The sequence below is a fragment of the Paracidovorax cattleyae genome, assembly GCF_900104515.1.
GTDB lineage: Bacteria > Pseudomonadota > Gammaproteobacteria > Burkholderiales > Burkholderiaceae_C > Paracidovorax > Paracidovorax cattleyae.
In genome coordinates this window covers 95,700-112,936 of record NZ_FNJL01000014.1, presented here as the reverse complement: position 1 = coordinate 112,936, position 17,237 = coordinate 95,700, and the positions used below count along the sequence as shown (strand labels likewise).

Here is a 17,237-nt window from a genome sequence, read left to right as displayed (position 1 = left end):
GAACAAAATCCCGCGGCCGGACCTCCGGTCGCCTCCCGCCCGCGGGGCCGGATTGTCGCTGTGCGGCACGGCAGTCCGGCCTTGCTCCCATTCCAGGTTTTTCTTCCCATGATCAACAAGATTGCGGATTCCGTCGCCCAGGCCCTGTCGGGCATCCAGGACGGCGCCACGGTGCTCGTCGGCGGCTTCGGCACGGCCGGTATTCCCGGCGAACTGATCGACGGACTGATCGGGCAGGGCGCCCGTGACCTCACGGTGGTCAACAACAATGCCGGCAACGGCGACACGGGCCTGGCAGCGCTGCTCAAGACGGGCCGCGTGCGCAAGATCATCTGCAGCTTCCCGCGGCAGGTGGACAGCTGGGTGTTCGACGACCTGTACCGCTCCGGCAAGCTGGAGCTGGAACTGGTGCCGCAGGGCAACCTCGCCGAGCGACTGCGCGCGGCCGGGGCAGGCATCGGCGCCTTCTTCTGCCCGACGGCCTACGGCACGGAACTGGCGAAGGGCAAGGAAACGCGCGAGATCGGCGGCAGGCACTACGTGCTGGAGTACCCCATCCACGGCGACGTGGCCCTCATCAAGGCCGAGCGGGGCGACCGCTGGGGCAACCTGACGTATCGCATGTCCGCACGCAACTTCGGCCCCGTGATGGCCACGGCCGCGAAGCAGACCATCGCCACGGTGCACGAGATCGCGGAACTGGGCGCCCTGGATCCCGAGGCCATCGCCACCCCCGGCATCTTCGTGAGCAGGATCGTGCGCATCGAGCGCACCGCCACCCAGGGCGCTGGCTTCAAGAAGCCTGCATGAGCCCGGTATCGCATCGGAATTGAACAGGCCACCAGCGCAGAAGGAATCAGCGTGAGCAGCTATCAGAAACGCAGCAAAGACGAACTGGCCCGCCGCGTGGCCCAGGACATCCACGAAGGCGCCGTCGTCAACCTGGGCATCGGGCAGCCCACCCTCGTGGCCAACCACATCCCGGCCGACCGCGAAGTCATCCTGCAGAGCGAGAACGGTATCCTCGGCATGGGCCCCGCGCCCGTGGCAGGGCAGGAGGACTACGACCTCATCAATGCGGGCAAGCAGCCCGTCACGCTGCTGCCGGGCGGCGCGTACTTCCACCATGCCGACAGCTTCGCCATGATGCGCGGTGGCCACCTGGACATCTGCGTGCTGGGCGCCTTCCAGGTCAGCGCCACGGGCGACCTGGCCAACTGGAGCACGGGCGAGCCCGGGGCCATCCCGGCCGTGGGCGGCGCGATGGATCTGGCCATCGGCGCGAAACAGACCTGGGTGATGATGGATCTGCTGACCAAGCAGGGCCAGTCCAAGATCGTGGGGCAGTGCACCTACCCGCTCACCGGCATCGGCTGCGTCAAGCGCATCTACACCGACCTCGCCACGCTGGCCTGTACGCCGGACGGCCTGGTGGTGATCGACGCCGTGCAGGGCCTGGAGCACGGCGAACTCGAACGCCTGGTCGGCCTGCCCATCCGCCGCGCCTGACCCGCGCCCGAAAGAACCTTCCCGGAGACAAACCGCATGACTTCTTCCCACGCCTTCATCTGCGACGCCATCCGCACACCCTTCGGCCGCTACGGCGGTGCGCTCTCCAGCGTACGCACCGACGACCTGGGCGCTGTTCCCCTCAAGGCGCTGATGGCGCGCAACCCCCATGTCGATTGGGCGGCGGTGACCGACGTGCTCTACGGCTGCGCCAACCAGGCCGGCGAGGACAACCGCAACGTGGCGCGCATGAGCGCGTTGCTGGCCGGCCTGCCCATCGACGTGCCGGGCGCCACCATCAATCGCCTGTGCGGCTCGGGCCTGGATGCCGTGGGCACGGCGGCGCGCGCCATCAAGGCGGGCGAGGCGGGCCTGATGATCGCCGGCGGCGTGGAAAGCATGAGCCGCGCGCCCTTCGTCAGCCCCAAGGCCGAGAGCGCCTTCAGCCGCAGCAACGCGGTGTACGACACGACCATCGGCTGGCGCTTCGTGAACAAGCTCATGAAGGCACAGTACGGGGTCGATTCCATGCCGGAAACGGCCGAGAACGTGGCCGACGACTACAAGATCGAGCGCGAGGCGCAGGACCGCATGGCCCTGGCCAGCCAGCTCAAGGCCGTGGCCGCGCAGAAGGCCGGCCACCTGGCGCGCGAAATCACTGCCGTGACCATTCCCCAGAAGAAGGGCGACGCGGTGGTGGTGGACAAGGACGAACACCCGCGCGAGACCAGCCTGGAGGCGCTGGCCCGGCTCAAGGGAGTGGTGCGCGAGGGCGGCACGGTGACCGCGGGCAACGCCAGCGGCGTGAACGACGGTGCCTGCGCGCTGCTGCTGGCGGATGAAGCCTCGGCCGCGAAGCATGGCCTCACGCCGAAGGCCCGCGTGGTCGGCATGGCCACGGCCGGCGTGGCGCCGCGCGTGATGGGCATCGGCCCTGCCCCCGCCACCCAGAAAGTGCTGGCGCTGACCGGCCTCACGCTGGAGCAGCTCGACGTGATCGAGCTGAACGAAGCCTTCGCCGCGCAGGGCCTGGCCGTGCTGCGCATGCTGGGCCTGAAAGACGACGACGAGCGCGTGAACGCCTGGGGCGGTGCCATCGCCCTGGGCCATCCCCTGGGCGCCAGCGGCGCGCGCCTGGCCACCACGGCCGTCAACCGGCTGCATGCCACGCGCGGGCGCTATGCGCTGGCCACCATGTGCATCGGCGTGGGCCAGGGCATCGCGGTGATCCTGGAGCGCGTGTGAGCGGGGGCGACATGGCCATGAACGACGACGTGCTGAAGACCGCGGCGGGCGCTTTCCGTGTGCGGGTGGAAGGGCCTGCCGATGCGCCGGCCCTGGTGTTCTCCAACTCCCTGGGCACCACGCTGGAAATGTGGGACGCGCAGGCCGAACGGTTCGCGCGCACCCACCGCGTGGTGCGCTACGACACGCGCGGCCACGGCGGCAGCGAGGTGTCTCCCGGGCCGTACACCTTCGACCAGCTGGGCGGCGACGTGGTCGCCCTGCTCGATGCCCTGGGCATCGCCCGTGCCAGCTTCTGTGGTATCTCGATGGGCGGCTTCACGGGCCTCTGGCTCGGCGTGCATGCGCCGCAGCGGCTGGAGCGCCTGGTGGTGGCCAACAGTGCCGCGAAGATCGGCACGGCCGAGGGATGGACCACGCGCGCCGCCATGGTGCGCGAGAAGGGCGCGGCCGGCATGGCCGAACTGGCCGCTTCTTCGCCGGGGCGCTGGTTCACCGACGCCTTCGCCGCCGCGCAGCCCGAGGTGGTGCGCCGCGCCCAAGGCTGGATCGCCGGCGTCGATCCCGAAGGCTACGCCGGCTGCTGCGAGGCCCTGGCCCAGGCCGACCTGCGCGCGGCCATCGGTGGCATCGCCGTGCCCACGCTGCTCATCGCCGGCGCGGCCGACCCGGTCACCACGGTGGCGGACACGCAGGCCATGCAGGCCGCCATCGCCGGCGCCCGCGTGGCCGAACTGCCGGCCTCGCACCTGTCCAACCTCGAGGCGCCGCAGGCCTTCGATGCCGCGCTCTCGGATTTTCTGCAAAGGAACTAGGACCGATTCCATGGAACAGCCACAGCCCGCGAACCCCCGCTGGAAGCAGCGCCCACCTGGCTCGACCTGGGGCGACTTCGGGCCCGACGACCAGCTGGGCCGCCTGAACCTGCTGACGCCCGACAAGGTGCTCCAGGGCGTGGCCGAGGTGCGCGAGGGCCTGAGTTTCGCGCTCAGCCTGCCGCTGGACTACCCCGGCGGCAGCGCGCTCAATCCCAACCGGCATCCCCCCGTGCTGCGGCCCACGCTGCGCAAGGGGCTGGTCAATTTCAACTGCCTGATGGCCGAGCTGGAGCCGGGCCGCACCGACGTGATGTCCGACGACCTGGCCATCCTGTACCTGCAGTACTCGACGCAGTGGGACAGCCTGGCGCACGCCGGATCGCTGTTCGACGCCAATGGCGACGGCCTGCCCGAGGCGCTCTACTACAACGGCTATGCGGCGGGGCGGCACATCGTCGGCCCGCAGGACGTGCGCGACACGGGCGTGCCGGCCGCCGCGGACTCTGCCGGCAGCACCTCGGCCGCGCATGCCCTGGGCATCGAGGGCATGGCGCGCACGGGCGTGCAGGGCCGCGGCGTGATGATCGATTTGCGCGCCCACCTGGGCGATGCGCGCACGCTGGTCGGCTACGACACGCTGATGCGCGTACTGGAGGCCGACGGCGTGGCGGTGGAGACGGGCGACATCGTCTGCCTGCACACGGGCTTCGCCGACGTGGTGCTGGGCATGCGTCGGCATCCCGACCCGCAGGTGCTGCACAACGCCTGCGCGGTGCTGGACGGCCGCGACGAGAAGCTGCTGCAGTGGATCACCGACAGCCAGCTCGCCGCCATCGCGGCGGACAACTACGCCGTCGAGGGCCTGCCCGCTCGCCCCGGGCCGGCCTGCTGCGCGGCGCTGCCGCTGCACGAGCACTGCCTGTTCAAGCTGGGCGTTCACCTGGGCGAGCTCTGGTACCTCACGCCGCTGGCGCGCTGGCTGCGCGAGCACGGCCGCCATCGCTTCCTGCTGACGGCGCCGCCGCTGAACCTGCCCGGCGCCGTGGGCTCGCCCGTGACGCCCGTCGCCACGGTCTGAGACCACCGCCGCCACTTCCCGGGCCCGCGGGCCCGGGAGCCACCCATCCCGAACACGCCGCAGGCCCCTTGGCCCGCGGCATCCGCCATGTGCCGGCCTGCCGCACGGAAGAACACGCCATGCCTTTCATCATCGAAACCTTCGACAAGCCCGGCCACCAGCACGTGCGCCAGGCCACGCGCGCCGCGCACCTGGAATTCCTGGACCGCCACAAGGCCCTGCTGCTGGCCTGCGGGGCCAAGCTGGACGACGGCGGCAGGGATCTGGGCGGCGGCCTCTACGTGGTGGCGATGGATGCGCGCGAAGAGGCGCAGCGCTTCATCGAATCCGATCCCTTCCATGCCGCCGGCCTGTTCGAGCGCGTGGTGCTCACGCGCTGGCGCAAGGCCTACGTGGACGGACAGTGCTACCTGTGAGCCGTCCGCTGCGGCGCGGCACCACCTATTCCCCTGAAGGATTCCCCATGACGAATTCCCTGGTCTCCTCCGTGCGCGAGCGCGTTCTCATCACCGGCGGCGGCGCCGGCATCGGCGCGGCGACGGCCGAACGCTGCCGCGCCGACGGCTACGAGCCGGTCGTCATCGACCGCCTGGTCGATCGCGTGCCCGGCGGCATCCAGGCCGACCTGTCCAATCCCGCAGAGACGGCGCGCGCGCTGCAGCAGGCGCTGGCCGGCGGACCGATCACGCGGCTGGTCAACAACGTCGGCATCGTGGTGCCGGCCGGGGCGGCCGAGCAGACGCTGGAGCAGTTCGACCTGGCTGTTGCGCTGAACCTGCGCTGCAGCCTGCAGTGCATGCAGGCGCTGCTGCCGGGCATGCAGGCGGCCGGCTTCGGGCGCATCGTGAACATGTCCTCGCGCGCCGCCCTGGGCAAGGAGCTGCGCACCGCGTACTCGGCCACCAAGGCCGGCCTGATCGGCATGACGCGCGTCTGGGCGCTGGAGCTGGGGCGCCACGGCATCACGGCCAACGCGATCGGTCCCGGGCCCATCCGCACCGAGCTGTTCGACCGCGCCAACCCGCCGGATGCACCGCGCACGCAGGCCATCATCGATGCGGTGCCCGTGAAGCGCGTGGGCACGCCGGACGACGTGGCGCATGCCGTGTCGTACCTGCTCGATGCGCGCAGCGGCTTCGTCACGGGGCAGGTGCTCTATGTCTGCGGCGGCATGACCGTTGGCGTGGCCGGTGTGTGAACTACCCCCTGATGCGCTGCGCGCCTTCCCCCTTCTCTCGGACCGCTGCGCGCTCCGGGAAGGGGGACGCCGCCGGTGGCCGGGCGAAGCCCGTTCCACGGCGTCTGCTGGCGTGGCCTGCTCCGCGGCCTTCTGACAGGACAGGCCGAGACGGTTCCAGAAGCTGCGCCACTGAAGCGATTTCTCTTCTTCTCTCATTCATCCCATAACAGCGAGACAAGTTCTTCCATGTCGAAAATCACCGCCTTCTTTACCGAACTGATGCGGCGCTACCTGCCCGATCCGTTCGTCTTCGCGATCCTGCTCACGCTGCTGACCATGGCGCTCGCTTTCGGCGTGGAGAGCCGCCCGATCGACGCCGTGGTGCAGGACTGGGGCAAGGGCTTCTGGAGCCTGCTGGCCTTCACGACGCAGATGGCCGTGATCCTGGTGATGGGTTACGTGCTGGCGGCCGCGCCTATCGTGGACCGTTTTCTCGACCGCATCGCCGCGCGCGTGGACACGCCGCGGCAGGCCATCATCGTCGCGACCATCGTGGGCGGCGTGGGCAGCTACCTGAACTGGGGCTTCGGCCTGGTGATCGGCGGCATCATGGCGCGCAAACTGGCCCTCAAGGTGAAGGGCGTGCACTATCCGCTGATCATCGCGGCGGCCTACACGGGCTTCACCATGTACAGCCTGGGCTTCTCGGCGACGATTCCCGTACTGATCTCCACCAAGGGCCATGCCTTCGAGGGCACGATGGGCCTGATCCCGCTCACGCAGACGATCTTCTCCGCGCCCATCCTGCTCACCAGCCTCGCCGTGCTGATCGCGCTGCCACTGCTCAATGCCGCCATGCACCCGAAGCAGGGTGAGAAGGTGGTCGAGCTGGACCCCGCCACCGTGGCCGACACGAAGCCCGCCGCCGGCGCCGAGGGCCTGCTGGGCGACGAGAAGACGCTGGCGTACCGCCTCAACAACAGCCGCGTGCTGAGCCTGCTGATCGGGCTGTGCGGCATGGCGTACGTGGCCATGCACTTCATCAAGGGCGGCAACCTCGACCTGAACATGATCAACTTCTTCATCCTGTTCCTCGGGGTGCTGCTGCTGGGCACGCCGATGAAGTACGTGGAGAAGGTCAACGAGGGCGTGAAGACGATCGGCGGGATCATCCTGCAGTTCCCGTTCTACGCCGGCATCATGGCGATCATGCACGGCTCGGGGCTGGTGGAATCGATCGCGCACGTGTTCGTGAACATCTCCACTGCCGCCACGCTGCCGCTGTGGGGCCTCGTGAGTTCCTTCGTGATCAACTTCTTCGCGCCCTCGGGCGGCGGCCACTGGGTGCTGCAGGGCCCGTTCATGATCAACGCGGCCACCACGCTGGGCGCTTCGCAGGCGCAGACGGCCATGTCGGTGATGCTGGGCAACGGCTGGAACGACCTGGTGCAGCCGTTCTGGATCCTGCCGGCGCTGGCGCTGTCCAAGCTCAAGCTCAAGGACATCATGGGCTACACCGTGGTCTCCATGCTGCTCGTGGGCGCGATCTATGCCGTGACCATGCTGGTCTGGCCGCATCTGTGATGGCCGTACGGGCCGTCCGCTTTCTTTCCACATCCCAACCCGAATCCTCAAGGAGAAACCCATGCTGTTCATGGCTGAAATGACCGTCCGCATCCCGTCCACGCTGGCCCCCGACGTGGCCGACGAGATCAAGCGCAAGGAGAAGGAGTATTCGCAGCAGCTGCAGCGCGATGGCCAATGGCGCCACCTGTGGCGCGTCGTCGGCGAATACGCCAACGTGAGCATCTTCGACGTGTCCGGCAACGACGAGCTCCACGCGATCCTGAGCGGCCTGCCGCTGTTCCCGTACATGGAGATCAAGGTGACGCCGCTGGCCAACCACCCGTCGTCCATCGTGCAGGAGTGAGCGCGGGCGCGCCGCATCCCCATCCCTACAACGAAGAGATCCGAGGAAACAAGCCATGACCATCGCCCACTCCATCTTCCGCCGCGGCCTGATCGCCGCCGCGGCCGCCTGCGCGCTCCTGCCCGGGCTGGCCGCCGCGCAGGCATTCCCGAGCAAGACCATCACCATCGTCGTGCCCTTCGCGGCCGGCGGCACCACCGACATCCTGGCGCGCATCATCGCCCAGGGCATGGGCACCGAACTGGGCCAGCCGGTGGTGGTGGACAACCGCGCCGGTGCGGGCGGCAACATCGGCGGCCAGGTGGCGGCACGCGCCCCGGCCGACGGCTACACGCTCTTCATGGGCACGGTGGGCACGCATGCCATCAACGCCGCGCTCTACAGGAAGATGCCGTTCGACCCGATCAAGGACTTCGCGCCGCTCACGCGCGTGGCCAACGTGCCCAACCTGCTGGTGGCCAATCCGGCGCAGCCGTTCAAGACGGTGCAGGAGCTGATCGCCTATGCCAAGGCGAACCCGGGCAAGGTGAACTTCGGATCGTCCGGCAGCGGCAGCTCCATCCACCTCTCGGGCGAGCTGTTCAAGAGCATGGCCAAGGTGGACATGGTGCACGTGCCCTACAAAGGCAGTGCGCCGGCCGTGACGGACCTGCTGGGCAACCAGATCGCGATCATGTTCGACAACATGCCCTCGGCCATCCAGCACGTGCGCTCGGGCAAACTGCGCGCCATCGCCGTCACCACGGCCAAACGCTCGCCCGAGCTGCCCGACGTGCCGACGATCGCCGAAGCCGGCGTGCCCGGCTACGAGGCCACGTCGTGGTTCGGCATGTTCGCGCCGGCCGGCACGCCCGCGCCGGTCGTCGCCAAACTGAACGCCACCATCGTGAAGGTGCTCGCGCAGCCCGACATCAGCAAGAAGCTTGCGGAGCAGGGCGCCGAGGCGGCCGGCGAGACACCCGCGCAGTTTGCCGATTTCATCCAGAAGGAGAGCGTGAAGTGGGGCCGGGTGGTGAAGGAGTCCGGCGCCAGCGTGGATTAAGGGTTCTTTGGGCCGCTTTAAAGTGCGCCGTTCTTCGCCGCCACCACCTCGGCCACCATCGAGAGGGCGATCTCGGCGGGTGTCCGGCTGCCGATGAACAGGCCCGCCGGGCCGTGCAGGCGCTGCAGTTCGGCGTCCTGCAGCCCGAAGTGCAGCCGCAGCCGTTCGCGCCGTCGGGCGCTGTTGTTGCGCGATCCGATGGCGCCGACGTAGAACGCGCGCGAGCGCAGGGCCTCGATCAGGGCCAGGTCGTCGAGCTTGGGATCGTGGCTCAGGGCGAGCACGGCCGTGCGGTCGTCTTCCCTCAGCGCCAGGACCACGTCGTCGGGCATGTCGCGCGTGAAGGCGATGCGGCCCTGCGCCCAGGCAGGGGCCTGCTCCAGGCGCGGGTCGCACAGCACGATGTCGAAGCCGACGTTCACAGCCATCTGGCATGCGTAGTACGCGGTGTCGCCCGCGCCGATGACGACCAGGCGCGCGACTGGCGCGAAGCAGGCCACGAAGCGGTCCGCTTCCAGTACTGGCGCGGCGGCCTGCGCACGGTCGCGCAACCGTACCGCCCCGGTGGCCAGGTGCAGCGTGCGCTCAACGCAGCGCCGCTGCGCGCAGGCGTAGAGCAGTTCCGGCAACCGGCTGCGCTCCTGCAGCGGCTCCATCACCAGTTCCACGGTGCCGCCGCAGGGCAGGCCGAAGCGGTGGGCCTCGTCGGCCGAGATGCCGTAGCGCAGGACTTCGGGGAGCGCCGCGGTACCCTCGGCCTGCGCTTGCGCCGTTGCCTGCTGCTGCACGCGGCGCACCAGATCGTCCTCGATGCAGCCGCCCGACACCGATCCCGCCACCTCGCCGCGCGCATTCATCGCCATCAGCGATCCGGGAGGGCGCGGGGACGATCCCCAGGTGCGTGCGACGGCCACGAGCCATGCGGGGACGCCGGCCTGCAGCCAGCCGTTCGCCGTGCGCAGCACGAGGCTGTCCAGGTCGCCCGCTTCCATGTCAGGTGCCGAGCGCTGGCCGCACCACGTCCGGGGTGAACGGCGCCTGGTAGAAGCGCCGCCCCGTGGCGTCGAACAGGGCATTGGCCAATGCGGCCGGACCCGGCACCGAGGCAGACTCGCCGGCACCCATGGGCGGCTCGTCCTGGCGCGGCATCAGCACCACCTCGATCGGCGGCACGTCGCGGAAGCCGATGATGGGGTAGCCGCCCCATTCGCGGCTGGCCACGCCCCGGTCGTCGAAGGCCACGCGCTCCAGCAGGCTGCGGCTCAGCGTCTGGATGACGTTGCCGTGGATCTGGTGGCGCACGCCATCGGGGTTGACCATCATGCCCGTGTCCTGGCCCACCACCACGCGCCGCACGGCGATGCGGCCGCTCGCCGGATCGACCTCGATATCGACGACCCAGGCCGCCCAGGCTGCGCCGAAGCCGGGAAAGCGGCTGTGCACATAGCGCGCATAGGCCACGCCGCGCCCGCGCAGCAGGCCGTGGGCACCGGGCTGGCCCCGGCTGCCCGGCTGCCCGCGCTGCCAGCCGGCATGGCGCGCCGTGGCCTCGATCAGTTCGATGGCGCGCGGGTCGCCCAGGTGGCGGATGCGGTAGTCCACCGGGTCGGCGCCGGCCGCGTGGGCCAGCTCGTCGATCATGCAGTCGTGGGCGAAGGAGTTGGGCAGGGCCGAGACGCCGCGCAGCCACGAGGAGCGCACCAGCGGCGCCATGTCGTGGCAGGCGATGCGCCGGCTCGCGTAGCGGTAGGGCGGCACGGCGGTGCGGTCGCCCATCTCCAGCGTGCGCGGCTGGCCCGGCACGCGGCCCGTGAGCAGCAGGGCCAGCAGGGGCGCATCGTTGGACGGGTAGCGCACGGCGAAATCGCAGGCCAGTAGCTCGCCGCCCTGGCCGATGGCTGCGCGCACGTCCATGAGCTGGCCCGTGCCCTTGGGCTCCCACTGGTGCTCCTGCTCGCGCGTGAGCTGCACGCGCACCGGCGCGCCCACGGCCATGGACAGCAGGGCCGCGTCGGCGCACACGTCGTCGGCGCAGTTGCGGCCGTAGCAGCCCGCTGCCTCCAGGCGCACGATGTCGATGCGGTCCTCGCCCAGCCGCAGCAGCCGGTCCAGGTCGGTGCGCAGCATGTGCGGGTTCTGCGTGCCGGACCACACGTTGAGCCGCCCGCCCTGGAAATCGGCCACCGCGCAGGACGGGCCGATGGAGGCGTGCATCTGGTAGGGCCAGACGTAGCTGCGCTCCAGCACGGCGGCCGTTTCGGCGCCCGCGAAGGCGGCGTCCACGTCGCCCTCGTCCATCAGCACGCGGCGCTGCGCCGGGTTCGCGCGGATCGCGCCCGCCAGGTCGCTCAGGTCGGGGGCGGGCGGCACGGGGCGCCATTGCACGCGCAGCGCGCGCAGGGCGGCGATGGCCTGCTCTTCCCGGTCGGCCACCACGCCGACGAAGTCGCCCTCGGTGACCACCTGCACATGGCCCGGCAGGTGGGCGACGGAGGCAGGGTCCACGGCGACGAGGCAGTGGCCGATGAAGTCGCCGCCGTCGCGGCCCGGGTGCGGCGGGCGCACCACGCGGCCATGGCGCATGCCGGGCACGCGCACGTCGTGCACGAAGCTAAGCTCGCCGGTGGCCTTGGCGGGAATGTCCACGCGCGCGGCGCCGCGGCCCACCAGCCGGTATTCGCTCGCGGGCTTGAGCTTCACCGGCTGCTCGGGCGGCGCCAGCGGCAGGTGCAGGCGCTGCCCCTGCAGCCCGTGCAATAGCTGTCCGTAATGGAGCGTGCGCGCATCGCCGCCATCCGCGAGGCGCACGATGCCATCGCACGCTTGCAAGCGTTCGGCATCCACGCCCCATTGCGCGGCGGCGAGCGCCAGCAGCTGCTCGCGCGCCTGGGCCGCCGCGCGGCGCAGCGGCACCGCGGAAATCTGGATGCTCGCGCTGGCGATGGTCGGCCCCTGGTTGGGCGATGCGGCCGTGTGGCCCAGCACCATCTCCAGCCGGGCCAGAGGCACTTCCAGTTCTTCCGCCACGATTTGCGCCAGGGCGGTGCGGATGCCCGTGCCCAGGTCCACGTGGCCGTTGAAGGCCAGGGCGCGCCAGCCTGCTTCCGCACCGGGGTCGGCGAGCACGGCCACGAAGATCTCGGGCGTGGCCTGCACGTAGTCGGTGCCCGAACCGGGCTGCCCCGGCGCAGGCTTCGGAGGCGCCACGGGCTGGCGCACGACCAGCAGGGTGTCGGGGCGGTCCAGCAGCGGGGCGTGCAGGTCGTGGGGCTGGAGCAGGTTCATGGAGCGGCGTTATTTCAACGCGCGAGCGCGCCGGTATCGGCCAGGGCCTGGTCGAGGGGCATCACGGCCGCGTACTTCTGCGCCATGTCGAACAGGTTGGCCTCGTGCGGGCCCAGGGCGCGGTCGCCGCAGCAGTCGGCCACCACCAGCGGGCGGAAGCCCGACTGCATGGCATCGACCACGCTGGCGCGCACGCAGCCGCTGGTCACGCAGCCGGCCACCAGCAGCGTCTGCACGCCGCGCTGGGCCAGCCAGGGCGCGAGCATGGTGCCGAAGAAGGCCGAGGGCGTGCTCTTGCGCACCACGTATTCGCCGGGGGCGGGGGCCAGCTCGGGCACGATGGCGCTGGCCGGGCTGTCTTCCTTCAGCGTCAGCATGCCGGGCACCTTCAGGCAGAAGATGTTGCTGTCCGCGTCGTCGTCCGAGAACACGATGCGGCTGTGCGCCACCGGCCAGCCGCGCTCGCGCGCATGGGCCAGCAGGCCGCGGGTGCGCTCGATCGCCTCGGGAATGTTGCCGCCGCCGAACACCGCCGGGTCGGCGAAGCCGTTGACGAAGTCGATGATGAGCAGGCCGAAGGGCGCCTTGAGCGGCAGCGGCGTGCCGAAGCCCTGGCGGGCGTAGGCGGAGATGTCGCCCTGGACGGCCCCGGCGGGGACGCCCTGGGCGCTGTTGGTGGTGGCGTTCGTCATGCGATGTCCTTGCCTTGCTGGGGTCTTCTGGCGGCGCGTGCCAGTCCTGCTTCGTCCTGCACCACGCCGTCGATCACTACCGGCGTGCCGTCCAGTGCCACCGTGCAGTGGCGCATGGGGATGTCGATGTGGCAGGCGGTGGTGCGGCTGCCGCCGGCTTCGTTGTTGGGGCCCATGGACCAGAGGAAGTTGCCCTCGAAGGCGCGGGCGTCCATGCCGATGTGGGTCTCCTTGTTGTAGTGCGCCAGCATCGACCAGTGGGCGCGCGGCTGCAGGCCCCAGCCCACATGGGAGACGGCGTAGGCTTCCGGGTCTTCGTACGAGGCCATGTACTCGCTCAGGATCTCGGCCTGCAGGCCGCCGCTGATGCGCGTCACGTAGCCCTTCTCGATCGTGAGTTCGATGGGATCGGTCACGTAGTCCTTCATGGGCAGCAGGATGTCGCCGCGGTCCAGCACCACGCGGCCGTGGCTCTGGCCTTCGTCGGGCCAGGTCAGCACGAAGCCGCTCGGCCAGTGGTCCCACCGGCCGGGCTCGTCCACGAAGCCGTATTCGCAGATGGCGGGGAACTCGCCCAACGCGCAGCGCAGGTCGGTGCCAGCCGCGGAGGTGATGTGCATCTGCCTGGCCGCCTCGATGCGCTTCGATGCGGCCTGCACGCGTGCGCGGTCGGCCTCGGTGGGCACCAGGCGGCACAGCACCTCGGGCGGCTCCACGGCCAGCAGGATCCTGGTGCCGGTCTGCAGGATCTCGTGCTGCTCGGGGGAGAACAGCAGGGTCATGAGGTCGAGCACCAGGTCGCTGGCCTTGAGCGCGGCGATGGCGGCCGGGTTGCCGGTCAACGGCGTGGTGCCCAGGTAGGCCAGCGAATCGCGGCTGAGCGATTTCTCGGCGTTGACGGGCGGCAGGTCCAGCCGGTTGACGCGCGCGCCCAGGTCGCTGGAGGCCGCGATCGCGCAGCGCAGCGTCTGAGGGTGCGTGTCGGCGCCCGTGAGCACGGTGACCGTCTGGCCGGGCTCGAGCCGGGACAGCGTGAGCACCTGCTTCCAGGCGTGGATCAGATCGTTGTCGCTGACGGACATGCGGGGCTCCTTGGCGTACGGTAGTAGAGAAAGTGCATTTCAGTTATCCATGGCGTTTCGCGCCACCGGCAACCCATGAAGCCGGCGCGGAGTCACCCGTCCGATGGCCGCGGAGCAGGCCATGCCAGCAGGCGCCGCGGAACGGGCTTCGCCCGGCCGCTGGCGTCGTCCCCCTGCCCGCCATGCGCTGCATGGCGAGAGCGGGGGGAAGCGGCGCAGCCGCTCAGGGGGGTGTCGTCTCATCCCACCCGGGCTCCGAGGAAGTCGCCGAGCGCTGCGTAGAAACCGGCCTCGTTGTCCCACGGGATCATGTGCCCGGCACCGGGCACCCGGACGTGAACGGTCTGGGGCGCCAGGTCCTGCCACTCGGCCACGTCCGTGTCGCGCACCACGTCGCCGCGCTCGGCAGTGACGAGCAGCAGCGGCTGCGGAATGCGGGGCAGGTCGGCGTGGATGTCGTCGCGGCCGAAGTCCTCGAAGCTCTGCACGATGGCGGGCTCGTGGCAGGTGTGCAGCCACTGCGCGCGCAGCTGGCGCTGCTCCTGCGTCCAGGTGGGGCAAAAGGCGCGCATGGCTTCGGCATCCATGCCCTGCGCGGCCTGGCGGATGGAATCCACGTACCAGGGCAGGGCGGCCGGGTAGGCGCGGCGGCCGGGGCCGGAGACGGGCGGATCGACGATGACCAGGCGCATGAGCCCGGCCGGCTGGCTGCGGGCCGCGCGCACGGCGATGCGCCCGCCCATGGAGTGGCCGACCAGGGCCCAGCGCTGCAGCCCCAGGGCCTGCGCCAGCGCGATCACGTCGGCGGCCTGGGCATCGAGGCCGTAGTCCAGGCCCGGGCCGGAAGAGGAGAGGCCGCGCCCGCGCACGTCCAGCACGTAGGTGTCGAACTGGCGGCCCAGGTGTTCGGCGACGAAGCCCCAGGTCACGGCCGGGCTGGTGATGCCGGGGATCAGGATGACGGCATCGCGCTGCGCGCGCTCGCCATCCGCGCCGCCGTAGCGCAGGTAGTGCTGGCGGATGCCGTTGGCATGGACGTGGCCGCCGTAGCGGAAGGTGCTGGCATGGTCGCTCATGGAATGCTCCTCAGGCCGTGGCGGCCGTGTCGTACGGATAGGCGCCCGACAGCAGCGCGCCCGCACCCGGCACCACCGGGTCCAGTCCCAGTTCCTTCAGGATGGCATAGGTGGTGGCGATCGAGGCCGTGAGCACGGGCTTGCCCGTGGCCGCTTCCACCTGCGCGACCGCCGGCAGCGAGGGCATCTGCACGCAGGCCGACAGCACGATCACGTCGGCATCGGCATAGTCCATGCCGGCGACGATGCCCGGCAGCTTCGCGGGATCGTGGCGGCCCACCTCGAGGTTGTCGGGAATCTCCAGCGCACGCCAATCGACGATCTCGAAGCCCTCGGCGGCGATGTAGTCCATCACCAGCTGGGTGAGCGGAACCATGTAGGGCGCCACCAGGGCGATCTTCTTCGCGCCCATGACCTTGAGGGCCTCGACCAGTGCGCCCGCGCTGGTGATGACCGGGGCCGTGGCGCCGTTGCTGGCCGTGCGTTCCGTCAGGCGCCGCTGCGACACGCGGTGGTAGCCCTTGCCCATCGCCATGATGGCCACGAGGCAGGCATAGCCCAGCACGTCCACCCGCGCGTCGCTCAGCTCCAGCGCGCAGCGGTCGCTTTCGGCATCCATGGCGGCCAGCTCTTCCTTCTGCACTTTCTTCATGCGCATGCGGCTGGAGTGGAAGGTGAAGCGGTCCTGCGGCCGCAGCGTGGAGTGGGCCTGCAGCATGGCCGGCACCTCGGTCTCCATCGTGGTGTTGGAGCTGGGGACGATCTGGCCGATGCGGTATGTCTGGGTCATGGCGTGCCTTGTTCGCGCGATGCGCGTTTGATAAAGATCAGATGGGTGTGTACGCTTCATTTTTGCAAAACCCGTGCCGTCTGGCAAACGGCAATTTCATCGGGGTTTGCACCTATGTTGTGCATGAAATGCACCAAAAAATGCACAATGCACCGTATCCTTCTGCACCGTGGTGCGCTTGATGTGGGTCAACAAATCAAGTGCATACACCTAAATTGGGTGAATTCTTGCATGGCATGGATAGTGCTTTTCACCCTGGCAAGAGCCTGCCGCAGCGACGGCCGCCCGTCCGATTGATCCCCATTCCCGCAAGGAGAGAAACCATGTCCCGATCCCCCCGTATCGCCGTCGTCGGCGCCGGTCTGGGCGGCGCCGCCGCCGCCAAGCTGCTGCTGCAGGAGGGCTTCGATGTCCGCGTGTACGAGCAGGCGCCGAGCTTCTCGCGCCTGGGGGCCGGCATCCACGTCGGGCCCAACGTAATGAAGATCCTGCGCCGCATCGGCATCGAGGACGCACTCGACGCCCAGGGCTCGCACCCCGACTACTGGTACAGCCGCCACTGGCAGACCGGCGACGTGATGGCGCAGATCCCGCTCGGCGACTACGCCGTCAAGGAATACGGTGCCAGCTACCTGACCGTGCACCGCGGAGATTTCCACGCGCTGCTGATCGATGCGCTGCCGGACAGCGTGATGGCCTACGGCAAGTTCCTGACCCAGGTCGAGGACCGTGGCGACGTGGTGGTCATGCACTTCGCCGACGGCACGGCCGAAGAGGCCGACATCGTCATCGGCGCCGACGGCGTGAACTCCCGCATCCGCGAGGAACTGCTCGGCCCCGAACTGCCCAAGTACGCGGGCTACCTGGCCCACCGCGCCGTGTTCCCCACGCCCGAGGTCAAGGCGGGCATGCTGCCCTTCGACGCCTGCGTGAAGTGGTGGAGCGACGACCGCCACATGATGACCTACTTCGTCACCGGCAAGCAGGACGAGCTCTACTACGTGACCGGCGTGCCCGTCGAGCAGTGGGACCTGAACGACCGCTGGCTGCCGAGCAGCAAGGACGAGATGCGCGAGGCCTTCTCGGGCTGGCATCCCACGGTGCAGGCGCTGATCGACGCGACGGTGGAAGTGACCAAGTGGTCGCTGCTGGAGCGTGACCCGCTGCCGCTGTGGAGCCGCGGCCGCCTGGTGCTGCTGGGCGACGCCTGCCATCCCATGAAGCCGCACATGGCGCAGGGCGCGGCGATGGCCATCGAGGACGGCGCCATGCTGGCCCGCTGCCTGAAGGAAGTCGGCGCGCACAACCACGAGCTGGCGTTCGCCCTGTACGAGGCGAACCGCGCCGAGCGCGCGAGCAAGGTGCAGCGCATCTCGCACGACAACACCTGGCTGCGCACGAACGAGGACCCGTCGTGGTGCTTCGGCTACGACGTGTTCAGTATCCCCCTGGTGGAACCGAAGGTCGCCGCAGCGGCCTGATACTTCCTGGCGCAGCCGCAACGCATCCC

General features: G+C 69.8%; 17 protein-coding genes. 11 read left to right on the top strand and 6 right to left on the bottom strand.

What is annotated here, in order from left to right:
• Window positions 1–108: 108 nt before the first annotated feature.
• The 10 genes from BLR05_RS13460 (at window position 109) to BLR05_RS13415 (ending at window position 8,802) form a co-directional block, all read left to right on the top strand.
• The gene (locus tag BLR05_RS13460) at window positions 109–810 is read left to right on the top strand and encodes a 3-oxoacid CoA-transferase subunit A (protein WP_092834999.1); all 702 of its coding nucleotides are present in this window, start codon (window positions 109–111) and stop codon (window positions 808–810) included.
• 51 nt (window positions 811–861) lie between these two features.
• The gene (locus BLR05_RS13455; protein WP_092834997.1) at window positions 862–1,509 is read left to right on the top strand and encodes a 3-oxoacid CoA-transferase subunit B; all 648 of its coding nucleotides are present in this window, start codon (window positions 862–864) and stop codon (window positions 1,507–1,509) included.
• A 36-nt stretch (window positions 1,510–1,545) separates the two neighbouring features.
• A complete protein-coding gene (gene pcaF, locus BLR05_RS13450) occupies window positions 1,546–2,754 on the top strand; it encodes a 3-oxoadipyl-CoA thiolase (protein ID WP_092834995.1) in 1,209 nt (402 codons plus the stop codon).
• Window positions 2,755–2,765: 11 nt separating this feature from the next.
• Complete coding sequence (gene pcaD, locus BLR05_RS13445) at window positions 2,766–3,569, top strand: 3-oxoadipate enol-lactonase (RefSeq protein ID WP_377777428.1); 804 nt, start codon at window positions 2,766–2,768, stop codon at window positions 3,567–3,569.
• 10 nt (window positions 3,570–3,579) lie between these two features.
• Window positions 3,580–4,650: a cyclase family protein gene (locus BLR05_RS13440; protein WP_092834993.1), complete on the top strand. Its 1,071-nt coding sequence runs from the start codon at window positions 3,580–3,582 to the stop codon at window positions 4,648–4,650.
• A gap of 119 nt (window positions 4,651–4,769) precedes the next feature.
• On the top strand, window positions 4,770–5,066 hold the full coding sequence (locus BLR05_RS13435) for a YciI family protein (protein ID WP_092835051.1): 297 nt from the start codon (window positions 4,770–4,772) through the stop codon (window positions 5,064–5,066).
• A 47-nt stretch (window positions 5,067–5,113) separates the two neighbouring features.
• Window positions 5,114–5,848, top strand: a complete 735-nt coding sequence (locus BLR05_RS13430; RefSeq protein WP_092834991.1) for an SDR family NAD(P)-dependent oxidoreductase — start codon at window positions 5,114–5,116, stop codon at window positions 5,846–5,848.
• A gap of 228 nt (window positions 5,849–6,076) precedes the next feature.
• Complete coding sequence (locus BLR05_RS13425; protein ID WP_092834989.1) at window positions 6,077–7,414, top strand: short-chain fatty acid transporter; 1,338 nt, start codon at window positions 6,077–6,079, stop codon at window positions 7,412–7,414.
• Window positions 7,415–7,475: 61 nt separating this feature from the next.
• On the top strand, window positions 7,476–7,760 hold the full coding sequence (gene catC / locus BLR05_RS13420; RefSeq protein WP_092834987.1) for a muconolactone Delta-isomerase: 285 nt from the start codon (window positions 7,476–7,478) through the stop codon (window positions 7,758–7,760).
• A 55-nt stretch (window positions 7,761–7,815) separates the two neighbouring features.
• Window positions 7,816–8,802, top strand: coding sequence for a tripartite tricarboxylate transporter substrate binding protein (locus tag BLR05_RS13415; RefSeq protein ID WP_092834985.1), 987 nt, complete (start codon window positions 7,816–7,818; stop codon window positions 8,800–8,802).
• A 17-nt stretch (window positions 8,803–8,819) separates the two neighbouring features.
• On the opposite strand, the gene BLR05_RS13410 is transcribed toward BLR05_RS13415, so the two are convergent.
• From BLR05_RS13410 to BLR05_RS13385, 6 genes are all read right to left on the bottom strand, one after another.
• Window positions 8,820–9,794: an XdhC family protein gene (locus BLR05_RS13410; RefSeq protein ID WP_092834983.1), complete on the bottom strand. Its 975-nt coding sequence runs from the start codon at window positions 9,792–9,794 to the stop codon at window positions 8,820–8,822.
• 1 nt (window position 9,795) lies between these two features.
• Window positions 9,796–12,087, bottom strand: a complete 2,292-nt coding sequence (locus BLR05_RS13405; protein ID WP_092834981.1) for a xanthine dehydrogenase family protein molybdopterin-binding subunit — start codon at window positions 12,085–12,087, stop codon at window positions 9,796–9,798.
• 14 nt (window positions 12,088–12,101) lie between these two features.
• Complete coding sequence (locus BLR05_RS13400; protein ID WP_092834979.1) at window positions 12,102–12,779, bottom strand: N-carbamoylsarcosine amidohydrolase; 678 nt, start codon at window positions 12,777–12,779, stop codon at window positions 12,102–12,104.
• Window positions 12,776–13,861, bottom strand: a complete 1,086-nt coding sequence (locus BLR05_RS13395) for a 2,5-dihydroxypyridine 5,6-dioxygenase NicX family protein (RefSeq protein WP_092834977.1) — start codon at window positions 13,859–13,861, stop codon at window positions 12,776–12,778. The genes BLR05_RS13400 and BLR05_RS13395 overlap by 4 nt, the downstream gene beginning before the upstream one ends.
• Window positions 13,862–14,100: 239 nt before the next feature.
• Window positions 14,101–14,937, bottom strand: a complete 837-nt coding sequence (locus BLR05_RS13390; RefSeq protein WP_092834975.1) for an alpha/beta fold hydrolase — start codon at window positions 14,935–14,937, stop codon at window positions 14,101–14,103.
• Between the two features lie 10 nt (window positions 14,938–14,947).
• Window positions 14,948–15,727 carry a maleate cis-trans isomerase family protein gene (locus tag BLR05_RS13385; protein WP_092834973.1) on the bottom strand — a complete coding sequence of 260 codons (780 nt, stop codon included), beginning with the start codon at window positions 15,725–15,727 and terminating at the stop codon, window positions 14,948–14,950.
• Between the two features lie 323 nt (window positions 15,728–16,050).
• Here BLR05_RS13385 and BLR05_RS13380 point away from each other — a divergent pair, with 323 nt between their 5' ends.
• Complete coding sequence (locus tag BLR05_RS13380; protein ID WP_092834971.1) at window positions 16,051–17,208, top strand: FAD-dependent monooxygenase; 1,158 nt, start codon at window positions 16,051–16,053, stop codon at window positions 17,206–17,208.
• Window positions 17,209–17,237 lie beyond the last annotated feature (29 nt).

Coding starts and splice junctions, on each gene's coding strand:
- BLR05_RS13385 (WP_092834973.1), bottom strand. CDS start 15,727: ATGACCCAGACATACCGCATCGGCCAGATCGTCCCCAGCTCCAACACC.
- BLR05_RS13405 (WP_092834981.1), bottom strand. CDS start 12,087: ATGAACCTGCTCCAGCCCCACGACCTGCACGCCCCGCTGCTGGACCGC.
- BLR05_RS13425 (WP_092834989.1), top strand. CDS start 6,077: ATGTCGAAAATCACCGCCTTCTTTACCGAACTGATGCGGCGCTACCTG.
- catC (WP_092834987.1), top strand. CDS start 7,476: ATGCTGTTCATGGCTGAAATGACCGTCCGCATCCCGTCCACGCTGGCC.
- BLR05_RS13410 (WP_092834983.1), bottom strand. CDS start 9,794: ATGGAAGCGGGCGACCTGGACAGCCTCGTGCTGCGCACGGCGAACGGC.
- BLR05_RS13440 (WP_092834993.1), top strand. CDS start 3,580: ATGGAACAGCCACAGCCCGCGAACCCCCGCTGGAAGCAGCGCCCACCT.
- BLR05_RS13400 (WP_092834979.1), bottom strand. CDS start 12,779: ATGACGAACGCCACCACCAACAGCGCCCAGGGCGTCCCCGCCGGGGCC.
- BLR05_RS13435 (WP_092835051.1), top strand. CDS start 4,770: ATGCCTTTCATCATCGAAACCTTCGACAAGCCCGGCCACCAGCACGTG.
- pcaD (WP_377777428.1), top strand. CDS start 2,766: ATGGCCATGAACGACGACGTGCTGAAGACCGCGGCGGGCGCTTTCCGT.
- BLR05_RS13415 (WP_092834985.1), top strand. CDS start 7,816: ATGACCATCGCCCACTCCATCTTCCGCCGCGGCCTGATCGCCGCCGCG.
- BLR05_RS13390 (WP_092834975.1), bottom strand. CDS start 14,937: ATGAGCGACCATGCCAGCACCTTCCGCTACGGCGGCCACGTCCATGCC.
- BLR05_RS13430 (WP_092834991.1), top strand. CDS start 5,114: ATGACGAATTCCCTGGTCTCCTCCGTGCGCGAGCGCGTTCTCATCACC.
- BLR05_RS13380 (WP_092834971.1), top strand. CDS start 16,051: ATGTCCCGATCCCCCCGTATCGCCGTCGTCGGCGCCGGTCTGGGCGGC.
- BLR05_RS13395 (WP_092834977.1), bottom strand. CDS start 13,861: ATGTCCGTCAGCGACAACGATCTGATCCACGCCTGGAAGCAGGTGCTC.
- pcaF (WP_092834995.1), top strand. CDS start 1,546: ATGACTTCTTCCCACGCCTTCATCTGCGACGCCATCCGCACACCCTTC.
- BLR05_RS13460 (WP_092834999.1), top strand. CDS start 109: ATGATCAACAAGATTGCGGATTCCGTCGCCCAGGCCCTGTCGGGCATC.